This is a genomic window from Flagellimonas onchidii (genome assembly GCF_004804315.1).
GTDB lineage: Bacteria > Bacteroidota > Bacteroidia > Flavobacteriales > Flavobacteriaceae > Flagellimonas > Flagellimonas onchidii.
Genome location: NZ_SRXX01000016.1, coordinates 1 through 25,575, shown reverse-complemented (window position 1 = coordinate 25,575; position 25,575 = coordinate 1). Strand labels below are relative to the sequence as shown.

Here is a 25,575-nt window from a genome sequence, read left to right as displayed (position 1 = left end):
TCAAATGTTTTGCTTTTTTAGTTCTTCCACAATGTAATCTGAGGCTCTCCATGCCAAGGCCAAAATGGTCCAAGTTGGATTTTTATCTGCTTGTGAGACAAAAGGTCCTGCGTCAACTATGAAAACATTATCCACATCATGCATCTGTTGATACTTGTTAACAACAGAGGTTTTCTTGTTGCCACCCATTCGAGTAGTTCCCACCTCATGAATAATTTCTCCAGGAGTTAAAATGCCATAATTGGTATCCTTTCCAGCTTTTTGTCCAATGACCTGACCTCCCATATTGTGGATGATCTCTTCAAAGGTATCTTGCATGTGCTTTACCTGTTTTATCTCATGGTCGGTCCATTCATAGTTGAATTTTAGCACAGGTATACCGTATTCATCCACTTTGGTATTGTCAATTTCACAATAGTTACTTTCTTGGGCTATGGATTCCCCTCTTCCAGCCATACCTATTGTGGAACCATAATATTTTTTCACATCCTTTCTTAGGTTTTCTCCATATCCCCCAACCGGCAATCCAAAAAATTTGTTCAAAGCATTTGGATTGAAACCAAACCCATAACTTGGCATTCCAAGACCTCCCCACATTTCAATGTGGTAACCTCTAGGGAAATCCAGTTTTTCATTTTCCAGCCACCAAGGGGTGTATACGTGCATACCACCAACACCATCTTCATTATAGGCTTCACGGTTCATTAAATCCGGAATGAACCCCATAAGGTTACTTCCCGTAGAATCATGAAGATACTTCCCGATAACATTGCTGCTGTTACCTAAACCATTGGGATGCTGTTTGCTTTTGGAATTCAGTAATATTCGGGCAGAACTACAGGCCGAAGCTGCCAAAACAACAACTTTTCCTTTTAGTTTGTATTCTTTCCTATCCTCTTTATTGATATAAGATACCCCAGTTGCCTTACCTTCTTCATTTGTGGTCACTTCTCGAACCATACAGTTCACAAAAAGGTCAATTTGCCCACCATTTTTCTGAGCAGGGAAGATTAGACAGGTTCCTGCGGAAAAATCAGCATATACCTGACAGGCCCTAGAACATTGACCACAATAAAAGCAGACACCTCGCTCGTCATTTATTTTTTTGGTAAGCATAGACATTCGAGAAGGATAGACAGGCACGTTGGACTTTCTAGCTCCCTTAATGTAATAAAGCTCGTGAAGCCTTGGTTTTGGGGGAGGTAGAAAAAAACCATCTGGGTCGTTGGGAAGCCCTTCATTAGTGCCAAAAACCCCAATTAGTTTGTCTACTTTATCATAATATGGTTTTACATCTTCATAACCTATGGGCCAATTATCTCCTAAACCATCATGATCTTTTCTTTTGAAATCTTTAGGACCGAAACGAAGCGATATTCTTCCCCAGTGATTAGTTCGTCCACCAAGCATGCGAGAACGGAACCACTTAAAGTCTGTTCCATTTTCTTTTGTATAAGGTTCACCTTCAATATCCCATCCGCCATAAGCGGTGTCAAAATCCCCAAAAGGCCTCGTGGTGCTTGCACCCCGTCTTGGTGATTCGTAGGGCCATTTCAATTGGGTCATTTGGTCTGGGTCTGCAGGGTCAAAAAATGGTCCAGCTTCAACAACGGCTACTTTAAGACCTGCTTCTGATAAAATTTTAGTGGCCATTCCACCACCTGCTCCAGAACCAACGATTATGACGTCATAAACTTGGGAAGATTCAATTATTTGCATTTGATATGGATTATCTCAGCAAAATATAAATTTAATAGGAGATTCATCCAACTTCTAGACCAATAACTTTGGAACAAAGATGGTGGTACTGATTTATCGAGTAAATGACCGAATGTTAAAAATCCTTCATTTTGGCTTTATGAATCAATCTCCATATCGGCAAGATGGTCCACAGTGCGAGCATGGTGAACGAAATTAGAAATCCTTTGTTGGTTCCAAAGAAATCTTTGAAAACCGCTCCGGTATATCCCAAAAGAGCTGAAATATCCAGCTTAAGCAATATTAAAGTTCGCGATAAGTCAATAGGATTTAACATGGTAGCTGTCAAGGAAAAGGTATCCAAAGGATATTCCTCAAAAAGAATCAAGGACATTAAAAACAGGCCATCATAGATAACGGCCATGAACAACCAAAGCAGGACGGCGTACCCAAAACCTTTAATCTTGTTTTCGTTGGACAAAGCGATATTGAATGAAAGAGCTGTGAAAATCAGTGTCAAAAAGCCACCAGTGACCAATAGGAGGGTAAAGTCAAAAATGGCATCACTTCTAAATAGTCCGTAAATAACAAAGGGAATTCCCAGGCCCAAAATTAAACTGAGGGAAAGGGAACCAGCCACACCAAGATACTGTCCCAAAAAAATGGAAGTTCGTTTAATAGGCTGTGCCAAGAGTAATTCAGTAAACTCCCGGGAGTTATAATAATACATGACCCCGAAAATTGTTCCAATAAGGGGAACCAGAACAATGATAATGTTCATCAATGTAATTACTGCCTTAGAAACATCATTGTTCAGAAACAACAACACAAAACCCAAGGCTAAGTAGAACAAAAAATAAACGTAGCTCCACCTACTCCTAATAAGGTCGTAAAAACTGTATTTAAGTATTTTAAGCATGAGCGTTTTCTGAAGCTATTGCAGCAATTGCATGTTCAACATCGGTCTGTTTGGTCATTTCTTTCAATTGACCAATGCTTCCTTTAAAGTAAATTTTCCCTTCTAACAGGTAAACTACTTCATCGGCAACCTCTTCCACAAATTGCATGATATGGGAAGTGACCAAAATTGTTTTTCCTTTCGATTTTTCTTCCTGAATCAGTTGTTTCAATTGAATAAGTGCCGTAGGGTCAAGGCCTGTAGTGGGCTCATCCAGAATAATCAGTGGCCCATCGAACATAAAAGTCATGACTATGTTGACTTTTTGTTTGGTTCCACCCGACAGAGTGGACAGTTTTTTGTCCATAAAAGATTCCAGATTAAAAAGTGCTATCAACTCTTCATCGTTGGAGGGTTGTTGGTGCAGGTCCTTAATCATTCGAATAAGTTCCTTTACCTTTAAATTATTAGGAAAATTGGCAATCTGAGGTAAATATTCAATGTCTCGAAGATACTTCCATTTGTTGCGAATGTTCTCACCTGAAATTGTAATGGTTCCTTCATTTGGTATCACCATGCCCAAGATAGATTTAATTAGTGTAGTCTTTCCAGAACCGTTAGGCCCTAGAATAGCCACAATACCCTTGGACTCAATTTTGAGGTCAAGGTTTCTAAGTACTTCGTTTTTACCGAATCGCTTGCAAAGGTTATCTATCTGTATCATTGAATTTGTTTCATTAAAGGGGTTGCATCCAAAAGTTTATCGGGCGTAAAAACGGGAGACACTTTTTCGGAAAAGTCGATGATGTCCATAAAAAGACTTCGCAGTAATACAATGGTTTCCGGAGTTCGGTTTACGATATAGGAAAAGAGTTTGACGGGTCTGTAAGGGACATCTCCAGTACCATCCTTGTTCAAATCATATCCCGTGTATTTGCTCCAATAATTCCCGCTAAAAATATTATCGTTAAGCTTGCTGTTGTAGGAAACATCAAAGGAGTTGTGAAGAAAATTATTGCTTGAAAACGTATTCCCATAACAGGCTCCCCTAACTTTTAATGCCCAACCGTTGTTACTAAAATTGTTTTTTAAATACTTGATTCGATTCGACCCCTCTATGCTGATTCCTACCGTGTTTTTCTCGAAGGTATTGCCTGTTATTTCCGCATCATTAATTTCCTTCAGTAACATTCCAAAAGACGCTGCGCCCCAATTTTTCCGAAACGTATTGTTGCGCATTTCGATGTATTTGGAGAACATCACCGCAACACCTGACCCATTGTTCTCAAAAACGTTGTTTTCGTAAATGTCATTGTTGGAAAACATAAAATGCAGACCATAACGCACATTATTGGTACTGATGTTGTTTTTGATCAGAACATCATCTGAAAATTCCAAGTAGATACCATCCCGTACATGTTGTACAATGTTTTGTTCTACCTCGATATTGTTGCTGTACCAAAGTTGAATGCCGTTTCCTGAATTGAATTCCTCCACGGCATCTCCGATAATTTTGTTGTGGTATACCCTACCGTGGCTCGATTTCTCCAAGTAAATACCAAAGAAGAGTTTTTCCAAGACCACATTCTGAATGAGAAAGTTTTTACTTTTTACAACCCTGATAGCGGCATAATCTTCAGTATAGCTTGTACCTACATTTATGATGAAAAGCCCATCAATGGTTACATTATCTGAAACAACGGTGAAAATTTCGCCTTGGTCCCTACCATCGATAACGGGGTAACTTTCACCTAAAATCACCAAAGGCTTATCCACTTGGATGTTGAATTCGGAATAAGTACCTTTTTTAATCAGGAGGGTATCAAAATCTGCTGCAATGGCGATTCCTTTTTTAACGGTTCCTGCTTCGCAATCAGCGCACACCTCAATGGTTTTAGCATGACCAAAAATGGACATTCCAACCAGAAGAACAAAAATGAGTTTACGCTTAATGCACATTAGAATAATTTTATAATATGGTGTATTTGATACAAGTGCTTAGCGTATAGTCGGAATCCATAAAGATTCCGTTGAAATTCTGGTATAGCGGAAAACTTATCTCTGCACCAAGTACAAGTGTGCTTTTAATGAGACCTATGTTGATTCCAGCTCCACCCCAAACGCGTTCACCCCCGTAATTGCTAGGTTCTGCTGTAGTCACCATCATAGGATTTAGTTCTGGGTCCATACCTTTTATTTCACCTTCGGTACTGCCGCTCAAACGAGCCGAAATTCCAACAGCATTAGAAATACCATATCCTACCCAAGAATTCAATTCATATAGATTTCCAAAACGATAATCCTCACTGTTCATTCCCGTCCTAAAAGTGTTCAACTGTTGGACTCCCCAAGAAAAATCACCCGCATTTCCTTTTAAGGTACCTCCCAAAGTAATATCAAACGTACCTGTACCCAATTGCATGGCATAAGGTAACTTGGCGTTGGGCATCATCGGTGTTGCATCTCTGTTTTCAATATCTCCAATGGGAATATTGAATTTAGAATTGATATGAAAAGACAATTTTTCATTAGATACAAGCCCATAAAGGAGCCCTAGCTTTAAATCACCAATACCACTTGAAGCTGTGGAAAAATTCCTTAGCATCGACATATTGTTCATCACCATTCTTGCGGTAAGGTCCATATCATTTTTAACAATGTTTTGCATGAGCATAACAGTCAAATTATCCGAAATGCCATACATGGCCCCCAACATATACATCTGCATGGTCATTTCTTGAGGAGCCACCATGAATCTTTGATAGATATTCTCATCCGAAATTCCAGAAGAACCCTCACGATTACCGGTCATTGCCATGTTCATGTATCGAACGGAGACCATTAAACCCCCTTTGGGATGCAAATGATCTCCCATGATTCCACTTGGGGCATATGCACTAGGCCCATGATGGTGGTGCGAATGATCCACGGCCCCAAAATTTGAAGAAACAAAGCGTTCTTTTAATGTATTCCAATCCATAACCACCCCATCCTTTTCCATTTGCATAGTTTTTGCCTCTTTTTCAGTTGAATATGCAGAAAGATTAGCTCCCATTGGGCTTGGAATGGACTTGCTTTTTAGATAATAAGCAGTGGTGGCTTCAATATATTTCTCAGTATTGTAATCCGTCACCAACAATTGGTCAAAATCACTTTCTTTTTTGGTTTTAAGATAGTTGACCAAGCACTCTATGGCATCAAAATGATGGACTTCACTGTTATTTTCTATTGCTTTCGCCTTGAATTTACCACTTTTGACGTCCATTTTGCACTGGGTGCACTGCTTATATTTTTGCGCTGACAAAATGCTGAAAATAAGGCATGCCAAGACTGTAAAAACTGTTTTAATATGTCTCATTTTATTATTATCTAACGATTAAAAATTTGGAACTTTTATTGGCTTTCACCCAATGCTCTTGCTCTGCTGGAAAGTCAAAATTCTGATGAGTGGTTAAGTTGTATTTTGTTTGATTGATATGAAAATCGATATCTCCTTCCAAAACAATTAATTGTGCATCTTTTGGAGAACTATGTTTAGGAAATATGGCGTCTTTTTCCAGACTAATTGTCAATATTTCCAAAGCCTCTGTTTTGACCAGTGAAGCCACTTGCAATCCTTTAGTTTCTTGTTCTTTTATTTGGTTGTTTATGGTATACATTTACTGAAAAGGTTTATTCATTTAATTCTGTCAATAGTTCGTTCCATGTAAATAATTTACCCCCGTGCTGGGTTTGCGCCATTTCAGCATCTGATGCCGTGTCAAAGGCGGTCAAAAATTCCCCCATAGGACTTGGAACTCCTTCACTTATAAGGAAAGTAGCTTTGGTGGCATCAATCAATTTCCCAGGTTCTGTATAATAATTGCAGAGGTACATTGCAATGCTGTTAGAATCCTTCTCTTTTAAATGGTTTACCATACATTCGACGGCGTCAAACTTATATGCCTTCCCTTTTGTGGTAACGATTTGGGCTGCATGTTGCTGATCCACAATGGTCATTCTACAAAAGTGGCATCCATCCGTTCCATAGCCTATTGGCTGTGGTGAAGAGTTACACCCATTTATTGCAACTATAGAAACAAAACCAAAAAATATTTTAAATATATTATGCATGAGTTTCAATAAAAAAATTTAAAAAATTCCTTCTCCAAATAGATTTACCTTTAGAGAAGGAAGTTGCTATTTATTGTTTTTTAAATGAAATCAAAATAATAGCATTTACATAGTACTAGCAACCAGAGGGCGGATGTTCGTAACAAAAAATCAGACAATTTTCTCGTACATCATGCTGAGCAATATGGTCGCAATAGTCATGGCAATTACATCCCCCATAACCACCCCCATAACCACCGAAGATGCTTTTTAATTGATTTTTTTGAAGCATATCTATAGCTTCAAGTTTTAGATTTTTTAAACTCAATTTTCTCATAAGTATAAAGATTAAAATTAACAGTAAGAAAAGTATTATAAAAAAAGAGGTTAAATATGATATTTATCATTTTTTGAATTATTATTTACCTTTTTTGGCTAAAATAAATGCTACAAAGGAAGCCCCCATTCCAAGCGCTAGGCCATATGCTCCCAACTGTGGATAAGAATGTGCCTTAAAGTTTAAAATGTTTTTTGTACCAAATAGCGGAGGTTGAAAACCCATAGGAGAACCATCGGGATTGGTAAATTTCATAATAGCCTTAGGATCCAGGTCATGTCCATAATCGTGCTCCCATAAATAGAAATCGTACAATCCGGCGGTGCTCAGGATTACCATTAAAATAAACCAATAGAGGTACCAGCGATAATTTGCTTTAAAGGCAATCAACAAACCAATGATGGTGGTAGAAATAATTCCGATAGGGAAAATCTTAAATTCTGGAATTGCCTCAGGAATGTATTTCATGCCGACATAATGATTCATCAGGTTGATATTTTTAATATCATGTGGGTTAGCATCTGAAAAATCATTGATGTGGATGTACATTCCCAGGGGAGTTGGGTATTGTGGAGCTTCCAGCGTTATCTTCCACAAGGGAAAAACAAAGAGAAGCAGCGGCAATAACACACCAATAAACATTACGATTTTTGAAGTCTTTTTCATTTTCTTAGGCTCAAAGGTTTAATAAGCGGGAGGACATCCCCTCCCGCTTATTCAAATTAGAAATCCAACAATCTGGAATTATTACATCAGTCTTCCCCTAGGGACCATGTCAACTTAAGATCCGAATTGGCAGGAGAAACCCTGACATAACCTTGCATCTCTTGGTGTAAAGCAGAGCAGAAATCTGTACAATAGAAAGGCCATACCCCCACTTGCTTGGGTTCCCAAACAAAGGTTTCAGTCTGACCGGGCATAATCAACAATTCTGAGGTGTTGGCACCAATCATACTCACCCCATGGGGCACATCATAATCTTGCTCCAAATTGGTCACATGGAAATACACCTTATCTCCCACTTTGATTCCTTCAATATTATCAGGGTTAAAGTGACTTCGAATCATGGTCATATACACATGGACTTCTTTTCCATTACGTTCCACCCTAACATTGGCATCGGACGTAGTAGCATATTTATGCTTGTTTTCAGTCAAGTTGTAGATTTTCTTGGAACGGGGTTTTACCAATTCTGCTGGAATACCTGCTGCGTAATGAGGCTCACCAACGGTTGGAAAATCGAGTAAAAGCTCCATTTTTTCACCAGAAATGTCATATAGTTGAGCAGACTGTGTTACTTCTGGCCCTGTGGGCAGGTAACGGTCTTTGGTAATCTTGTTCATGGCCACTGCGTATTTACCATAAGGTTTTCTGGAGTTCCCGCCAGGAATCATTAAGTGGCCTACGGAATAGAAGCAAGGTTGTCTATCAACTACTTCCCAGGTACCCAATTTCCATTTCACAACTTGAGAATCAATGAAAAATGTTGTATAACCATACCCTCTGCCATCAAATTCGGTATGTAATGGGCCCAATGCAGCTTCTTTAACAACACCAGCCAAAACATCTTCAAAATTAAGAATAGGAATTCCATAGGCTTCTCCAACGAATTTTTCATTTTCGATAGCATCAATCATTTTACTAAAAGAATGTACTGTCAAATTAGAGGACAATTTTCCGTTACCTACAATGTATTCCCCTGATGGATCCACATCACATCCGTGGGGAGATTTAGGCGTGGGTAGCAAGTACACTAAGCCTGGTAATTCCGAGGCATCCAATACCCGGACTTCTTTTTTCATGGTAGAAGTTGCCGTATGGGTATGCTCATCATACACATTATGTGCATAGTTGGCGGGCATGGTTGTGAACTTACCTTCTTTGATATACTCTTCGGCCTTTTTCCAGTTAACAGCGGCAATAAAATCCTTGTCGTTTTGTGAAGCGTTCACCTCCATCAAAGTGTGGGATTCTTCAGAATTGTAGGTTGAAAAGAACATCCAACCGTGTGAAGCTCCTCTACCCGGATGGGCCAGGTCATAGTCAAATCCAGGCATTAATATTTGGAACGATAAATCCATTCCTCCATCTTCCGGATCTACACTAATAAAAGAAAGAGAGCCCTTGAACTTCCCTTTGTATTCTTTAATAGAAATATCCTGCTGCGGAATGGGTACTGAAAAACGGGTTCCTGCCACTACATATTCAGTGTTTTCAGTCACGAAAGCAGAACTATGGTTACCTGCACTATTCGGAATTTCTATGATTTCCGTAGTTTCAAATACACTCAAATCGACCTTGGCGATTCTGGGAGTATTGTTACCGTTGATAAAAACATAGCGACCATCAATCTCACCATTGGTTTGAGAAATATCAGGATGGTGGGCATCATCCCAAGGAACAAATCCATGGGAAGTATTGAGCATGGGCTTGGTCTCTTCATTGTATCCCCAAGCTTTTTCAGCATCTTGCGAGAAAACCGGGATTACCTTGAACAAACGGCCCGAAGGCAGACCGTATACGGACATTTGTCCACTGAATCCACCAGAAATAAAGGCGTAGAAATCATCATGCTCTCCAGGGGCTACATATACCTTTTCCGCAGCACTTGAAGCCAATGCTCCACTCGAGTTTTTACCTTGTTGGTTGCAACTCGTAAACAGCAGCGAAACACCAGCTAGAGCAAGAATCAAATAATGGACTTTTTTCATTGTTATAGTTTTAAAAGGGTTGTATTAATTATTCACTGGGAGGGGGTAGTATCACTTTGTCTACCACATGTACGATGCCATTACCGCAAGGGACACTAGCAATGATCTTGGCTCCACCGATAAAGACATCGTCACCTTTTACCTCAACTTGGACATCTTGATTGTTCGCCTGTCCCAGTTTTTTGAATTTTTTGAGGAAATCTTTGGAATATTTTCCTGGAGTTACATGGTACTGCAGAATATTGGCCAAAGATGCCTTGTTTTCCGGTTTAAGCAGATTCTCCACAGTTCCTTCCGGAAGGGCATCAAAAGCGGCATTGGTAGGTGCAAAAACCATTAATGGCCCTGCGTTTACTAAAGCATTCTCCAATTCGGCCGCTTGCACCGCAACTACAAGTGTGGTGTGATCCTTGGAGCCTATTGCAATGTCCAATACCGTAGGTTGGGCCTCATCATTCTTTAGGAATGCCTGCCCTTGTTTTTTGTTACTTTTTTGAGCCTCCACATTGGAGGAGGTTGAGGTCTCAGTATTGGCTTCATTCTTACAACTATTAAAAATACATAGTACCAAGAACGAACCTAGAAATACTTTAATTTTGGTGATTACTTGCATAGTTAAATGTTATAGGGTTCTGAAATATTCGAGTACGGCTCTTGCCTGCTCTTCTGTCAGACCTTGATTAGCCATAGGAGATCCGTTAAATTCCATAAGAAGTTCTTTTGCCAAAGGGTCTTCCTTTACCATGACCTCGGGATTCAAAATCATGTTCATGACCCATTCAGGTGAGCGTCTTTCCAAAATACCATTAGGGGCTGGACCAATAAATTTTTTCCCTACCCTGTGGCAAGCCAAGCACATTTGTTCGAACACAGCTTTACCTTCTTCCGACAAAGCAGCATCAATATCATCGCTTAACGTCAACGACTTAACGGGGCCCACCCCTTTATTGGAGAGATCTATCCTTTCCGAGGCTTTAACCGTATTGACTTCTGGTTGAGCTTCCACTTTTTCCGTAGCCGACTTTTGTCTTTGCACTTGAAAACCTTCTTTTTTCTTTTCCTCTTTCCCTCCACAGCTTATAAGAAGGGCTAAAAGGAAGAATGCGCTGCTTTTTACGATAACTTTCATTGGATTACAATTGTTAGATTTTAAGGCCAAAAGTATGACCCCAGACCTTGAAAGAATATGATAAATGTCACATTTCGGATAAAAACATCTTTTTTGTATTTGTTGCTTATATTTAAGCGCTTATGCTTACAAACTCATCGAAATATGCCATAAAAGCCGTACTGTTCTTAGCGGTGCATTCAAATGAGGACAATAAATTGATGGTTAAGGATATCTTTGATAGAATTAATGTACCTCAGCAGTATCTGGCCAAAATTTTACAAGAGCTTGCTAAAAGAGATGTGATATCATCTTCCAGAGGCCCAAAAGGCGGTTTTTATTTAAATGATACAAACAAAAAGCTACCGCTGATTTCAATTGTTGATGTTATTGAGGGCAGACATAGATTACAGTCTTGTATGCTTAGCATAAAAGAATGTGATAGTGAAAATCCTTGCGCTCTTCACGATTTAGTTGGAAGCGCTAATAGTCATTTTCTTAAAAATTTGGAGGAGACTACCATTGAGGATTTAATTGCTAGTATCGAGAAAGGTAAGGCCATATTACCGTTATAAGCCCTCTTAATAAATCTAGATTTATGTGAAAAAACGACTATTTATGATACTTTTTTTGCTGCTTATCATTTTTTTTTATGAAAACAGTATTTTAAACGTGTAATATTAGTTACTTTGGGTAATAATTCACCACAATGAAACTCCATTTGTTAAATAGAACCAGTCCAGGCAACAGCTCGTTCATGGTGAGTCATAATTTGTACCCACATTTCTTAAAAATTTGGCATTACCATCCTGAATTAGAGCTTATTGCAATCGAGAAAAGTTCTGGTACCCAGTTTATCGGTGATAGCATTGAAAAGTTCGACGTGGGTGAAGTAATTCTGATAGGTAAGAACTTGCCACATATGTTGCTGAATGATGATGTCTACTTTGACGAATCTTCGAAGAAAGTGGCTGAATCTTTTGTGGTCCATTTCAAAAAAGAATTTTTGGGGAATGGATTTTTAACAATCTCTGAAACAAAACCCATTACCGATTTGCTTGACAGAGCAGGTCGAGGAATCAAGTTTTTACAAGTTGATAATCAATTGATTCAAGATATCAAGGGTTTGCTAAATCTCGAACCCTTCGAAAGACTTATAAAGTTTGTTGAAATTTTGAATGCTTTGGCAAAACATAAACCTTATAGGTTGCTTTCAAGTATGGGCTATGTGAACTCCTTCTTAAAAACAGAGAACAAGCGTCTACATAAAATTTACGAGTACGTTTTTAAGAATTTTAAAAATTCTATTGGAGCTAGTGATGTTGCATCGGTAATTGGAATGAATCCTTCCGCCTTTAGTAGATTTTTTAAACAAGTGCATCGTAAAACGTTCACTCGATACCTAAATGAGATTAGAATAGGTTACGCTTGTAAATTGTTACTTGAAGACAAGATGAATATAACGGCGATAGCGTATGAATCTGGGTTCAATAACATTTCTAATTTTAACCGTCAATTCAAAATGATAATCGGTAAGCCCCCCAGTTCTTATATTCAATATCATACCGATAAAATGGAATACGCTTAATCTCTGGCAAAAATAGTATTGTTCTTAGTTGTTTATTAGGTAGCTTAGGGCATTATCAGCCACTAGTTTTGTGTTAAATAATTAGAAATAAATGTCTCATTCAATATTGATTACAGACATAGAGGTGCAGGATGTTCGTTTTCCTACAAGCCGTACTATGGATGGGTCGGATGCTATGAATCCCGATCCAGATTACTCAGCTGCTTATGTTATTCTTAAGACAGATCATCCCGAAGGGTTGGAAGGCCATGGTTTGACCTTTACCATTGGTAGAGGCAATGAACTTTGTGTTGCCGCCATAGAATCTCTTTCTCCACTACTTTTAGGAAAATCTCTTGAAAGTTTTACCCAGAACATGGGCGAATTTTGGAAAATGATTACAGGAGACAGCCAATTAAGATGGTTGGGGCCTGAAAAAGGAGTTATTCATCTGGCAACAGGAGCTTTGGTTAATGCGGTTTGGGATTTGTATGCAAAAGTGGAGAAGAAACCACTTTGGAAGTTACTCGCCGACATGTCTCCAGAAGAATTGGTGAGGTGTATCGATTTTACCTATATAACCGATGCCATTGCCCCAGAAGAGGCACTTGAAATGCTGAAGCAACTTGAAGATTCAAAGCAAGAACGTATAAACAGGTTACTCGAGTCTGGGTACCCAGCTTATACCACCTCTGCTGGTTGGTTAGGTTATTCCGATGAGAAGATGCGTCGTTTATGCAAAGAGGCCAAAGCTGCAGGCTTTAAACATATGAAGATTAAGGTTGGTTCCGATTTGAACGATGATATCAGAAGGGCAGCTTTGATTAGGGAGGAAATGGGTCCTAACCTGCAATTGATGATGGATGCTAACCAAAAATGGGATGTACATGAAGCAATTGCCAATATGGAAGAACTCAAAAGGTTCAATCCATGGTGGATTGAAGAACCCACTAGCCCAGATGATATTCTTGGGCATGCAAAAGTGGCCGAAGCAGTTCACCCAATTAAGGTCGCAACTGGAGAGCATTGCCAGAATAGGGTCATGTTCAAACAACTTATGCAAGCCAATGCCATTGGAATATGTCAAATTGATAGCTGTAGAGTAGGGGGTGTCAATGAAATATTGGCCATCTTGCTAATGGCTGCCAAATTCAATATACCGGTATGTCCACACGCAGGTGGAGTTGGGTTGTGCGAATATGTACAGCATCTTTCCATGTTTGATTATATTGCTGTCTCTGGATCTTTGGAAAATAGGATTATCGAATATGTAGACCATTTGCATGAGCACTTCTATGACCCTGTGGTGATAAAAGAAGGAGCCTATATGCCACCTTCGATGCCGGGGTATAGCATTGAGATTAAAAGTGATTCATTGGAACAGCATAGTTTTCCTGATGGAGTGGTTTGGCAAGGAGAATTATCAAATGTTGATTGATTTATATATAAAGACGTAATAAACCCACATATCTAAAAGAATACAAAATTGATGTTTAGCTTAGCAGGAAAAACAGCTGTAATAACTGGAGGAGGCAGTGGTATTGGTGAAGCTATTTCAAAAGCCTTTGCAAAACAAGGTGCGGAAGTGCATATTATTGAATTGGATTCCGATAGGGCCAATACATTGGTTAGCGAAATTGAAAGCTCTGATGGAAAAGCTTTCGGGCACCAATGTGATGTCTCAAACCAAGAGCAAACCACTAAGGTGATGAAATCCATTTCCGATGTATCCAAAATTGATATTTTAATCAATAATGCTGGTATTGCACATGTAGGAAACATAGAAGCGACCAGCGAGGCGGATATGGATAGACTATACAATGTCAATATCAAAGGAGTTTATAATTGCATCCTTGCTTGTATAGAATCCATGAAATCCCAGGGGGGAACTATACTAAATATGGCTTCAATAGCCTCTACGGTAGGAATTTCGGAACGCTTTGCGTATTCGATGACCAAAGGCGCGGTGCTTACCATGACCTATTCCATTGCCAAAGATTATCTGGATTATGGCATACGTTGCAATAGTATTTCTCCTGCTAGGGTCCATACCCCTTTTGTGGATAATTTTATTAAAAAGAATTATCCAGGGAATGAAAAAGAAGTATTCGAAAAACTTTCGAAAACACAGCCTATAGGGCGAATGGGAAAACCGGAAGAAGTGGCAAATTTGGCCCTTTACCTTTGTTCCGATGAGGCTTCCTTTATTACAGGAACAGATTTTCCAATAGATGGTGGTTATATAAAATTAAACGGATAAATGAAACTAATACGATTTGGAGCCAGGGATAACGAAAAACCTGGCGTTGAACTTGAAAACGGTACTTGGATAGATGTTTCAGGTTTTGGGGAAGATTATAGCGAAAACTTTTTTGCCACAGACGGAATACAAAGATTACAAGATTGGATTGTGGATAATCTTTCCGCTTGTCCAGAAATTGACAAAGGAACGCGTTTGGGGTCGCCATTATGTCGACCATCAAAAATTGTTTGTGTAGGTCTTAATTATGCCAAGCACGCCGAAGAAAGTGGTATGGCAATTCCTACTGAACCTGTTCTATTTTTTAAGGCCACCTCGGCGATTGTAGGTCCGAACGATGATATTATCATACCAAGAGGAAGTCAAAAAACCGATTGGGAGGTAGAATTGGCAGTTGTTATTGGTAAAAAAGCTTCTTATGTGGAGCAAGATAAAGCCATGGATTATGTGGCAGGTTATGTGCTTCATAATGACTATAGTGAAAGGGAATATCAATTGGAGCGCGAAGGTCAGTGGGTAAAAGGAAAGAGCAATGACACTTTTGCGCCCCTCGGACCGTTTATGGCGACTAAAGATGAAATAACGGACCCCCATAACCTTAACCTATGGTTAAAGCTCAATGGGAAAACTATGCAAAATAGTAACACTTCCGATTTTGTGTTCAACATACCTGAATTGGTCAGCTACATAAGCCAGTTTATGACACTTCTTCCTGGAGATATTATCTCTACAGGAACACCGTTCGGTGTAGGGTTGGGGTTAAACCCTCCAAAATATTTAAAGCCAGGGGATATTGTGGAACTGGGTATAGACGGATTAGGAACTTCAAAACAAGAAGCAAAAGCATATAGCAAAGAATGATAATAGACAGCCATCAACACTTTTGGAAATATGACCCAGTTCGAGATGCTTGGATAAACGAATCCATGTCTGTCATTAGAAGAGATTTCTACCCCACAGATCTTGAACCAATTCTGAAAGCAAACAATATTGATGGTTGCGTTGCCGTCCAAGCAGACCAATCGGAAGATGAAACCCGATTTCTACTGGATTTTGCAAATCAATATGACTTTATCAAGGGAGTTGTTGGTTGGGTAGATTTGTTGGATAAAGGAGTTGAAGGGCGATTGGAATATTTTGCAGATGATAAACTGCTCAAAGGTATTCGTCATGTGGTTCAGGCAGAACCTGACCCTGAATTTATGCTACGGAAAGACTTTCAAGAAGGAATTGGTCGCTTGGCAAAATTCGGATTGACCTATGACATTTTGGTGTATCCTCATCAATTGGCTGCGGCTATTGAATTGACAAGAAAATTTCCGAATCAGAAGTTCGTATTGGACCATATAGCCAAACCACAAGTTTCGAAAGGTATGGATTCTTTATGGCGAAGGAATATCGAAGCTTTGGCAAAGGCATCCAACGTCTATTGTAAATTGTCGGGTATGGTCACGGAAACTAAAGATTTCCTATGGGCAGAGAATCAATTCTATCCATTCATGGAAGTTGTGTTAGAGTCTTTTGGCACAGATAGGGTGCTATATGGGTCAGATTGGCCGGTTTGCCTTGTTGCCGGAACTTATGAAGATGTGCTGACTATTGTATCAAATTTTATTCAACAGCTATCTCCAACGGAGCAAAAGAATATAATGGGGCTGAATGCGGTCCGTTTTTATGAACTTTAATTTCTTGTTATGATCAACGGCAAAAAAACTTTAGCACTTTTGGTGTTGATTTTGTTGGCAGCTTGCCAAACCCAGAAAAAAAAGGAACCAGTCCCAATCCCTTCTCCTAATATTGTTTTGTTTTTTGTTGATGATATGGGGTGGCAAGATACTTCTGTGCCATTTTGGGACAAAAAAACACCATTCAACCAACGCTACATAACTCCCAATATGGAACGTTTGGCCAAAGATGGGATGAAATTTACCCAGGCTTATTCCACGGCCGTATGTTCCCCGACAAGGGTAAGTTTAATGACGGGAATGAATGCGGCAAGGCATCGCGTTACAAACTGGACCCTCAAAAAAGATGTGCTAAAACCAATGGAGGTAAATCATAAAACCTTAGATTTTCCCATGTGGAATGTGAATGGAATGAGTCCAGTCGAAGGTGATGACAGGGCAGTGCATGCCACACCGTTGCCCCAAGTATTGAAAGATGCAGGGTATTTTACCATCCACTCAGGAAAAGCTCACTTTGGTGCTATTGGAACCCCTGGAGAAGCCCCGTTAAAATTAGGGTTCGATATAAACATTGCTGGTCATGCTGCTGGTGCCCCTGAAAGTTATTATGGACTGCAGAACTTTGGAAATGGTAAAGAAGGAAAGGAAATTTGGGCTGTACCCGGTCTCGAACAGTATCACGGAAAGGATATTTACCTTACCGAAGCCATAACGCAAGAAGCTTTAAAATCTTTGGATGAAGCTGTGGCAAAAGAACAGCCATTTTTCCTATATATGGCGCATTATGCTGTTCATACTCCTATTATGGGTGACGATAGATTTCTGCAAAAATATCTGGAAAAAGAATTGGATATCACGGAAGCCAAATATGCTTCAATGATTGAAGGTATGGACAAAAGTCTTGGTGACATCATGGATTATCTCGAAGAAAAGAATTTGGATGAAAATACCATTATACTTTTCATGTCTGACAATGGAGGATTAAGTGCCGTGGCAAGAGGAGGCGAGAGGCATACACACAATAAACCATTGGCCAGCGGAAAGGGCTCCGCTTACGAAGGTGGAATTCGTGAGCCCATGTTAGTGAAATGGCCTGGAGCGGTCGAACCCAACTCGACCAATGAAGGATATTTGATTATCGAGGATTTTTACCCTACCATTCTTGAGATGGCTGGAGTTCAAAACCCTAAGTTGGCACAGGTTGTGGACGGGAAAAGCTTTGTGCCCTTACTGACTGAAAAAGAAACAAATACTTCAGACCGTCCGTTATTTTGGCATTATCCAAACGAGTGGGGCCCTGATGGTCCTGGAGTCGGTGCTTCGAGTACGGTTAGAAAGGGAGACTGGAAACTTATCTATTTTCATGAAGACCAGCGTATCGAATTATTCAATTTGAAGACGGATATTGGGGAAACCAAAAATGTATCATCCGAACATCCGGAAATTGTCGGTGAATTGTCAAAAATACTCTCTGACCATCTACGTAATGTTAATGCTCAGATGCCTTCTTACAAAAATACTGGGGAAGCAGTCCCTTATCCTGACCAAATATCATTATAAATGAATAAAACCATAAAAATATTCTCAGCGGTATTGGCCCTTATCACGATTAGTTCTTGTTCAAAGGTGAACCCACCAGCTCCGGTAGGCCCAATCCCTTCTGAACGACAATTGGAATGGCATAAAATGAAGTATTATGCCTTTATCCATTTTAACATGAACACTTTCACCAATATGGAATGGGGCCTGGGAGATGAATCTCCCGAACAGTTCAATCCTACGGAATTGGACACTCGTCAATGGGCGCGTGTTGCAAAAGAAGCAGGAATGACGGGAATTATTATCACCGCAAAGCATCATGACGGTTTTTGCCTGTGGCCCACCAAAACTACGGAGCACTCCGTCAAAAATTCTCCATGGCGAGATGGTAAGGGTGATTTGATAAAGGAGCTTTCCGAAGCTTGTAAAGAATATGGACTCAAGTTTGGGGTTTACCTCTCTCCTTGGGATAGAAACCATGAAGATTATGGAACACCGGAATATGTTGCCGATTATCATGAACAATTACATGAACTCCTGAACAACTACGGAGACCTTTTTGAAGTATGGTTCGATGGTGCCAATGGGGGGTCGGGCTATTATGGTGGCGCAAATGAAACCCGCAAAATTGATAATAAAACCTATTACGAATGGGATAAAGTAACCAATATGGTTCGCGAGTTTCAGCCCAATGCGGTTATTTTTAGTGATGCAGGACCTGACATTCGTTGGGTAGGTAATGAGCAAGGATGGGCAAATGAAACACATTGGAGCATAATGCGCAGGGATGAAATTTACCCTGGATGGCCAAGATATGTAGAGCTCAGAACGGGACACGAAGATGGTACGCACTGGCTTCCTTCAGAAGTAGATGTGTCCATACGTCCCGGATGGTATTATCATCCTGCTGAAGATCATCAGGTAAAATCATTGGAGCATCTCGTGAAGATTTACTACGAATCTGTAGGTCGTAATAGCAATTTATTGTTGAATCTTCCTGTGGACAATAGAGGCCTTGTACATGAAAGAGATGTGGAACAACTCATGCGTTTGCGCGAACAACTTAATAAAGATTTTGCCGAGGATTTGGCAAGAGGTCAAAATGCTATTGCATCAGAAACTAGAGGGGAAAGCTCGGATTTTAGCCCTAAAAATGCTATAGATGGTAATGCAACTACTTATTGGGCAACCAACGATGGTAGTACCCAAGCTTCAGTGAGTATTCAATTTAATGAACCTACCGAAGTAAACCGTATTTTGTTGCAGGAATACATACCTCTAGGGCAACGTGTCCAAAAATTTACAGTTGAGGCCGAAGTGGATGGAAGTTGGGTTCAACTGGCCGATCAGACAACCATAGGACATAGACGTGTTCTTCAGTTTGATACGGTAACCGCTTCCCAGATTAGGATGAATATTATTGAAGCCAAAGGACCACCGACCATTGCAAATATTTCATTGTTTAATGCACCGAACCTACTTACAGAACCTATCATTAAAAGAGATAGGGAAGGGATGGTAAGCTTTCATTTGGCAGATAAGAACATCGATGCATTTTATACGTTGGATGGGACCGAACCTTCGGTTTCCTCTTTAAAATACCAAGGCCCATTTTTGGTCAATCAACCAACGACTATTAAAGCTATAGCCGCGGATCCGGTAGATCAAAGAACCACCAGTGTGGCTACTAGGTACTTCGATGTATCGAAAGCAGATTGGAAAGTGATTGAAGTTTCATCTGGAAATAAAGAAGAGGCTATTGAGTTGATTGATGATAATTCCCGAACCTTTTGGGCAACGGACTCGGATGGAAAACAACCATCAGAAGTAGTTATTGATTTGGGGGAAACATACAATTTGAAAGGGTTCACCTATTGGCCTATGCAAGAAAGATGGCCGTTTGGGGTAATTATGGAGTATGAATTTTTTGTGAGTACTAATCAAAGAACGTGGAACAAAGTTTCTAGCGGAGAGTTTAGTAACGTGGTGAATAACCCTATAGAACAAACCATCCGTTTTGATGCTGTATCAAAAGCAAGATTTATTAAATTAAAGGCTACGAAGGTTGCGGGTAATGACACTAGGGCAGCTTTTGCAGAGATTGGTGTTATCACAGCTAACAAATAGATATGGATTTACAGCTAAAAGATAAGATTATAATTGTGACCGGTGGTTCCAAGGGAATTGGAAATGGAATAGTAAATGTACTCGCCTCAGAAGGCGCCATTCCTATTATTGTTGGAAGGAATCGGGAGAATGTGTTGGATGCAGTGAAGCATGTTCAGGAGAAAAATCTAAAAGCGGATTGTGCTTTTGCTGAGTTAACTGACCCTGAACAGTGTAAAGAAGCCGTGAAAAGTGTTGTTAAAAAATATGGTAGAATTGATGGTCTGGTTAACAATGCTGGAGTAAATGATGATGTTGGTTTGGAAAATGGAAATTACGAAGACTTTATTTCTTCCATCAATAAAAACCTTACGCATTATTACTTGATGGCTCACCATGCATTGCCTGAATTGAAGAAGAGTAAGGGTTCTATCGTAAACATTGGTTCAAAGACTTCCGTGACAGGCCAAGGAGGCACGTCTGGATATGCCTCTGCAAATGGAGGTCGTAACGCCTTGACAAGGGAGTGGGCGGTTGAATTGTTGCCCCATGCCATTAGGGTCAACGCGGTGATAGTAGCCGAATGTTATACCCCACTTTATGATCGTTGGATTAAAAGCTTTCCAAACCCCGAAGAAAGACTTAAAGAAATAACAGATAAAATCCCTTTGGAAAATCGAATGACAACAGCAGAAGAAATTGCCAATATGGTTACATTTCTTTTATCGCCCAAATCAAGTCATACCACTGGACAACTAATTTTTGTTGACGGAGGATATGTGCATTTGGATAGGACACTGTGACGACGGTTGCTAATTGGAAAAAACAAACAAAAAGATGAAACGCTACGCTCTTGCACTTGACCTAAAAGATGATTCTATTTTGATTGCTGAATACGAAGCTTATCATAAATCTGTTTGGCCCGAAATAAAAAAGAGCATTTCGGATTCTGGAATTACAGCAATGGAAATATATAGATTGGGTACAAGGTTGTTCATGTTTATGGAGGTAAATGAAGAATTTAGCTTCGAAAAAAAGGCAAAGGCAGATTTGGCAAACCCAAAAGTCCAAGAGTGGGAAGAACTCATGTCGAAATACCAGCAAACATTACCAACAGCTAAGCCAGGGGAAAAATGGCTTTTGATGGAACGAATATTTGAACTGTAAAATAGGGATGAAAATATAAAAGCAAATTTCTCAGATGCGAAACGGAAAGGAAATAAAATTTAATTCGAAATATCCATCCATAGAAGATTTAAGGAATAGGGCAAAGCAAAGAATACCTAGGTTTGCTTTTGAATATTTGGACGGAGGATGCAATGAAGAAGTAAACCTTCTTAAAAACACTTCTGAGATTCGAGATGTGGAACTCAAACCCAAATACTTGAATGCAGGCCCAGAATCATCCTTAAAAACTGAACTTTTTGGTCATGAGTATGATGCTCCATTTGGTATAGCTCCTGTAGGCTTGCAGGGATTAATGTGGCCAAATGCTTCCCAAATTTTGGCAAAAGCGGCATTCGAGCATAATATTCCGTTTATTTTGAGTACAGTAACTACCTGTAGCATTGAAAAGGCTTCTGAGCTTACTGAAGGTCGAGCTTGGTTTCAATTGTACCATCCATCTGAAAACAGTGTTAGAGACGATATTATTTCAAGAGCTCAAGCAGCTGAATGTCCTGTTCTGGTTTTGTTATGCGACGTCCCAACTTTTGGCTTTCGGCCTAAAGAGATTAAGAATGGGCTTTCAATGCCGCCTAAAATGACAGTGAACAATATTCTACAGATATTAGGGAAGCCAAGATGGGCTTTTGAAACTTTGATGCATGGCCAACCAAACTTTGAGACCCTTAAACCCTATATGCCAAAAAATCTTAACCTTAAACATTTGGGACTTTTTATGGACAAACTGTTTTCCAAACGCATGCCAGAGGAAAAAATAGCGCCAATTCGGGACCTTTGGAAAGGTAAGTTGGTGCTTAAAGGTGTGGCAACTGAAGAAGATGCCGAAAGAGCAGTTAAATTAGGCCTTGACGGGATTATAGTTTCCAATCATGGTGGTAGACAATTGGATGCAGGCGAATCTACAATAAAACCTTTGACTCGGATTGCCGAGAAATATGGGGATCAGATAACAGTAATGATGGATAGCGGTATCCGCTCTGGACCTGATGTTGCCCGAACACTCGCTAGTGGAGCTAAATTCACATTTATGGGACGTTCTTTCATGTACGGAGCTGCAGCGTTGGGCAGGCAGGGAGGTGATCATACAATTTCCTTGTTAAAGACTCAGCTGCAACAAGTAATGCATCAAATTGGTTGCGAACGCACTTCAGACTTTCCAGATTATTTGGTTGATAGATAAGGATAGACCTTTTATAGGATATGTTATGTCCTAAAAAATGAAAAGGTTTTTATATGAGCCCTAAAAATTAACTGCTTTTTGGGGCTGTTCGGGTTATTGGTATATATTATAAAACGACCAGTACTTATGGTTCAAATACATGTTGATGCTATAATGAGAAATGTTACTTGAATCAAAGAATTTCTTGTTAGCTTGTTTTTCAAACTAAAAGCGCTTTATTCTAAATTTTATATGCGTTACGGATTTTGTTAGATTTGTTCGGTTGTGTTATGAACGTTGATACTAAACCAAAAATCTTAGCTCCTAAAACCTTAGATGGAAGAATCTGAAATTGGATTTTTTTAAAATCAATGAAGAGCTTTTGGAGCGTACCAAATTATGACAACCAAACAAAGAATAATTGATCAGGCCATTCAATCTTTTAATGCCGATGGTGTAGTCAATGTAACTCTTCGGAAATTGGCCAAGTCACTTGGGATGAGTCACGGAAACCTGGAATATCATTATCCCATCAAGGAAGTTTTACTTTTGGCAATTTATCAGCAAATGAAGTTCGAGATTTCACAGGTTTATGAACAAACAAATGATAATGATGTCATGGTTCAGTTTAATAAACTATTACTCCGATTGGAAGCATTTCATGAAAAGTATCTTTTTTTCAATCTGGATATATTGGAAGTTTCAAGAAACTATGAAAAAGTAGACGAGTTACTTAAAAAAACTTTTCACATAAGAAGGCATCAGATGTCACATTTTTATACTCAATTTATCGAAATGGGGTATCTGAAAGAAGAACCTCGGTCCGGAACATATCAACGTTTGCAACAAAGTATCAGGATATTGATCACATTTTGGAAGTCTCAACAAAAGGTAATACCTCATCACGATTTATCCCATCAAAAAATGTCAGAATTTATTTGGGACTTGCTGATTCCGCATATGACGGAAAAAGGGATAAACGCCTTTCAAAGCTATAGATTTATTGAAACTCGTTTAAATTGTGAGTGATTAACCAGGGAGTATTATGTTGTAGGGCACATTCGCATGGAAACAAAACTGGATAATTCATAACTCGGGTACGACCTGTGGGTATGTTAGCTTAAGTGGAGATACAAAAAGAATTAAATTGGAAATAACAAAAAGCCCGATAACTAATTACCGGGCTTTTTAATTTTTTGTGACCTGACTGGGGCTTGAACTTAAGATCCAATAATTTGATATTCAAAAAGTTAAAATTCAAAATTTAAACGTGTGCACCGAATTGGGCTCCTGTTTAAAATGATTAATCAAATGAACTTATTTACTTGTATCTGCTATCAAATAAAATTGATGACGCAAATATATGTTTTGCTTACCTACTTTTCCAATATTTCCATCAATTGAAAATTGAGGTACAATTTCTCTTTTCCAACCTTGACCGATTTTAGAAAGCCAGCCTCTTCCAAATCCCTCAAATAGTTGCCAACAGTTTTGGGAGTTCCTAATTTTTCATCAATCAAGTATTGTCTTTTGGTATAGGGTAGCCGAAATAATATTTCGATTAGCTCTCTTGAATACGCTTTAGGTAATTGGGTTCTGATTTCGTTTGTCATTCTTTCCATCAAAGAAGTAATCGCCTCTAGGCGTTCCAATCCTTTCTTAGCGGTTATTTCAACCATTTCCAACATATACAGTATCCATCCTTCCCAATCTTCTTTTTCCGTTACTAATCTCAGTTTCTTATAGTAGGCAGCTTTGTTATTGATGATGTACTCACTCAGATAAATTGCTGGAACATCTAGCAATTTTTCCAATTTCAGATAGAGTAGGAGCATAATACGGCCTGTTCGTCCGTTACCATCAACAAACGGGTGAATGGCTTCAAATTGGTAGTGCATCAAAGCCATTTTTATCAATGGGTCAAGTTTGCTAGGCTCATTGATAAACTTTTCTAAGTTGGATAGTTTGTCCCGTATAATGGATTCTCCTGATGGTGGTGTATAAATAACTTCTCCCTTTGTGTTGGATAAAGTAGTGCCTGGAGTTGTTCGTATCCCGGAATCATTTTGTTTGATTCGTTGTACAATCTCAATAAAAAGATTGGTGGTTAAAAGCGGTTTTTTCTCCAAGCGAGCGAGGGCATGCCATAATGCTTCTTTATAGCTGATTACTTCTTTAGCCGCGGGATTATCAAATTTCTTATCAGCTACGAATGCTTGATATAAATCGTCATTTGTGGTAATAATATTTTCTATTTCAGAACTGCCCTTTGCTTCTTGTAAGTGTATGGTGTCTAAAAAAAGCTTGGGGTTTGGTAAGTTTATTATTGCTCCGTTCAACTTTGACAATGATCTACTAGCGGCTATTGTTTTTCTTAAAACAGCTGTTGTCTCTAACTCTTTCTTTGGAGGGAGTAAGGGTAAATCGTTATATGGTATATCTTTATTGAAAGTAGACATAATATAGGGGTAGAATTTACACTCATACTTTTTATGAGGGTAAAAATACTAAAAAATTACCTTTGTAATGCATTACAAAGGTAAAAGTTACTCTTATTTGATTCTATTAGAATGTATTTTTCACACTATGTTTTGGGACATAGAAAATCAAGCAAAAAACACCTCAAAAATTCGCTATAAGACGTTTAAACAAAATCATACACTTTTTATTTCGAATTCTCCACATTTCCACAACTCTGAATAGGAGCTATTATAGCAATTCAACATATTCCAATTCAAATAATTTATATAATAGTACCAATTCAAATTCTTCATATTCAAGGGCAAATTCTAAGAATAGAACCATATACATGCAAATTCTTGCAAAATTGAGCCACCGATTCCTGTCAAACTGGGCCACTGATTCCTATCTAAAGTGAACCAGTGATTCCTACCAAAGTGAACCACTTTCAAAAACGTATCCAATAGGGGGTGCCAAAGGGTTATATTTTTCAAAAAATATAACAGTATGGCGAACAGACTATTGGACATGAGAAGAATAAAACAACTCTACAGGATGTTCGGCGAAGGGCACAGCCGCCGCCGGATCAGCAGGGAGCTCGGTATCTCCCGCAACACGGTCAACAAGTACATATCCCTGTTCCAGAAGAGCGGACTGACAGCCGATGACGTCTCGGAACTGGGCCCGGACACCCTGTTGCTGCTATTGGAGGGCAAGGGAAGGGCCGATAACGGCCATGGGGCACTCTTCGGATATTTTCCCGAAGTGAG

General features: G+C 39.3%; 25 protein-coding genes. 13 read left to right on the top strand and 12 right to left on the bottom strand.

Annotated elements, in window-relative coordinates; genetic code table 11:
- The 11 genes from E4661_RS15335 to E4661_RS15285 form a co-directional block, all read right to left on the bottom strand.
- Nucleotides 1–1,719, bottom strand: coding sequence for a GMC family oxidoreductase (locus tag E4661_RS15335; RefSeq protein ID WP_136468345.1), 1,719 nt, complete (start codon nt 1,717–1,719; stop codon nt 1–3).
- A 115-nt stretch (nt 1,720–1,834) separates the two neighbouring features.
- Entirely contained in the window at nt 1,835–2,617 is a 783-nt protein-coding gene (locus E4661_RS15330; RefSeq protein WP_136468344.1) for an ABC transporter permease, read from the bottom strand.
- Nucleotides 2,610–3,320, bottom strand: a complete 711-nt coding sequence (locus E4661_RS15325) for an ABC transporter ATP-binding protein (RefSeq protein ID WP_136468343.1) — start codon at nt 3,318–3,320, stop codon at nt 2,610–2,612. The genes E4661_RS15330 and E4661_RS15325 overlap by 8 nt, the downstream gene beginning before the upstream one ends.
- Nucleotides 3,317–4,555, bottom strand: coding sequence for a nitrous oxide reductase family maturation protein NosD (locus E4661_RS15320; RefSeq protein WP_136468342.1), 1,239 nt, complete (start codon nt 4,553–4,555; stop codon nt 3,317–3,319). Before E4661_RS15320 ends, E4661_RS15325 begins: the two co-directional genes overlap by 4 nt.
- Nucleotides 4,556–4,565: 10 nt before the next feature.
- Nucleotides 4,566–5,954 carry a nitrous oxide reductase accessory protein NosL gene (locus E4661_RS15315; RefSeq protein ID WP_136468341.1) on the bottom strand — a complete coding sequence of 463 codons (1,389 nt, stop codon included), beginning with the start codon at nt 5,952–5,954 and terminating at the stop codon, nt 4,566–4,568.
- Nucleotides 5,955–5,961: 7 nt separating this feature from the next.
- A complete protein-coding gene (locus E4661_RS15310) occupies nt 5,962–6,255 on the bottom strand; it encodes a cupin domain-containing protein (protein WP_136468340.1) in 294 nt (97 codons plus the stop codon).
- 13 nt (nt 6,256–6,268) lie between these two features.
- The gene (locus tag E4661_RS15305) at nt 6,269–6,709 is read right to left on the bottom strand and encodes a nitrous oxide reductase accessory protein NosL (protein ID WP_136468339.1); all 441 of its coding nucleotides are present in this window, start codon (nt 6,707–6,709) and stop codon (nt 6,269–6,271) included.
- 397 nt (nt 6,710–7,106) lie between these two features.
- Nucleotides 7,107–7,691, bottom strand: a complete 585-nt coding sequence (locus E4661_RS15300) for a hypothetical protein (protein ID WP_136468338.1) — start codon at nt 7,689–7,691, stop codon at nt 7,107–7,109.
- 86 nt (nt 7,692–7,777) lie between these two features.
- Complete coding sequence (gene nosZ, locus E4661_RS15295; RefSeq protein ID WP_136468337.1) at nt 7,778–9,736, bottom strand: Sec-dependent nitrous-oxide reductase; 1,959 nt, start codon at nt 9,734–9,736, stop codon at nt 7,778–7,780.
- Between the two features lie 28 nt (nt 9,737–9,764).
- A complete protein-coding gene (locus E4661_RS15290; protein ID WP_136468336.1) occupies nt 9,765–10,349 on the bottom strand; it encodes a fasciclin domain-containing protein in 585 nt (194 codons plus the stop codon).
- Nucleotides 10,350–10,358: 9 nt separating this feature from the next.
- Nucleotides 10,359–10,865: a c-type cytochrome gene (locus tag E4661_RS15285; protein ID WP_136468335.1), complete on the bottom strand. Its 507-nt coding sequence runs from the start codon at nt 10,863–10,865 to the stop codon at nt 10,359–10,361.
- A 122-nt stretch (nt 10,866–10,987) separates the two neighbouring features.
- On the opposite strand from E4661_RS15285, the gene E4661_RS15280 reads away from it, so the two are divergent.
- From E4661_RS15280 to E4661_RS15225, 12 genes are all read left to right on the top strand, one after another.
- The gene (locus E4661_RS15280) at nt 10,988–11,419 is read left to right on the top strand and encodes an RrF2 family transcriptional regulator (RefSeq protein WP_136468334.1); all 432 of its coding nucleotides are present in this window, start codon (nt 10,988–10,990) and stop codon (nt 11,417–11,419) included.
- A 134-nt stretch (nt 11,420–11,553) separates the two neighbouring features.
- On the top strand, nt 11,554–12,432 hold the full coding sequence (locus tag E4661_RS15275) for an AraC family transcriptional regulator (RefSeq protein ID WP_136468333.1): 879 nt from the start codon (nt 11,554–11,556) through the stop codon (nt 12,430–12,432).
- Nucleotides 12,433–12,523: 91 nt separating this feature from the next.
- Nucleotides 12,524–13,849 (top strand): L-fuconate dehydratase, encoded by a 1,326-nt coding sequence (locus E4661_RS15270; RefSeq protein ID WP_136468332.1) that lies wholly within the window; start codon nt 12,524–12,526, stop codon nt 13,847–13,849.
- A 51-nt stretch (nt 13,850–13,900) separates the two neighbouring features.
- Entirely contained in the window at nt 13,901–14,671 is a 771-nt protein-coding gene (locus E4661_RS15265) for an SDR family NAD(P)-dependent oxidoreductase (RefSeq protein ID WP_136468331.1), read from the top strand.
- Complete coding sequence (locus E4661_RS15260; RefSeq protein WP_136468330.1) at nt 14,672–15,532, top strand: fumarylacetoacetate hydrolase family protein; 861 nt, start codon at nt 14,672–14,674, stop codon at nt 15,530–15,532.
- Nucleotides 15,529–16,356, top strand: a complete 828-nt coding sequence (locus E4661_RS15255) for an amidohydrolase family protein (RefSeq protein ID WP_136468329.1) — start codon at nt 15,529–15,531, stop codon at nt 16,354–16,356. Before E4661_RS15260 ends, E4661_RS15255 begins: the two co-directional genes overlap by 4 nt.
- A gap of 9 nt (nt 16,357–16,365) precedes the next feature.
- Nucleotides 16,366–17,916 (top strand): sulfatase, encoded by a 1,551-nt coding sequence (locus tag E4661_RS15250; RefSeq protein WP_136468328.1) that lies wholly within the window; start codon nt 16,366–16,368, stop codon nt 17,914–17,916.
- Nucleotides 17,917–20,022, top strand: a complete 2,106-nt coding sequence (locus tag E4661_RS15245; protein WP_136468327.1) for an alpha-L-fucosidase — start codon at nt 17,917–17,919, stop codon at nt 20,020–20,022.
- A gap of 2 nt (nt 20,023–20,024) precedes the next feature.
- On the top strand, nt 20,025–20,804 hold the full coding sequence (locus tag E4661_RS15240; protein ID WP_136468326.1) for an SDR family oxidoreductase: 780 nt from the start codon (nt 20,025–20,027) through the stop codon (nt 20,802–20,804).
- Nucleotides 20,805–20,838: 34 nt separating this feature from the next.
- Nucleotides 20,839–21,168, top strand: a complete 330-nt coding sequence (locus E4661_RS15235; protein WP_136468325.1) for an L-rhamnose mutarotase — start codon at nt 20,839–20,841, stop codon at nt 21,166–21,168.
- Between the two features lie 34 nt (nt 21,169–21,202).
- Nucleotides 21,203–22,366 carry an alpha-hydroxy acid oxidase gene (locus tag E4661_RS15230; protein WP_136468324.1) on the top strand — a complete coding sequence of 388 codons (1,164 nt, stop codon included), beginning with the start codon at nt 21,203–21,205 and terminating at the stop codon, nt 22,364–22,366.
- A 378-nt stretch (nt 22,367–22,744) separates the two neighbouring features.
- Entirely contained in the window at nt 22,745–23,374 is a 630-nt protein-coding gene (locus E4661_RS15225) for a TetR/AcrR family transcriptional regulator (RefSeq protein ID WP_136468323.1), read from the top strand.
- Between the two features lie 347 nt (nt 23,375–23,721).
- On the opposite strand, the gene E4661_RS15220 is transcribed toward E4661_RS15225, so the two are convergent.
- Nucleotides 23,722–24,804 carry a Fic family protein gene (locus E4661_RS15220; RefSeq protein WP_136468322.1) on the bottom strand — a complete coding sequence of 361 codons (1,083 nt, stop codon included), beginning with the start codon at nt 24,802–24,804 and terminating at the stop codon, nt 23,722–23,724.
- Between the two features lie 508 nt (nt 24,805–25,312).
- Between E4661_RS15220 and E4661_RS15215 the strand changes: the two genes are divergently transcribed.
- On the top strand, nt 25,313–25,575 hold a 263-nt coding region (locus E4661_RS15215), incomplete at its 3' end, for a helix-turn-helix domain-containing protein (protein WP_136468321.1).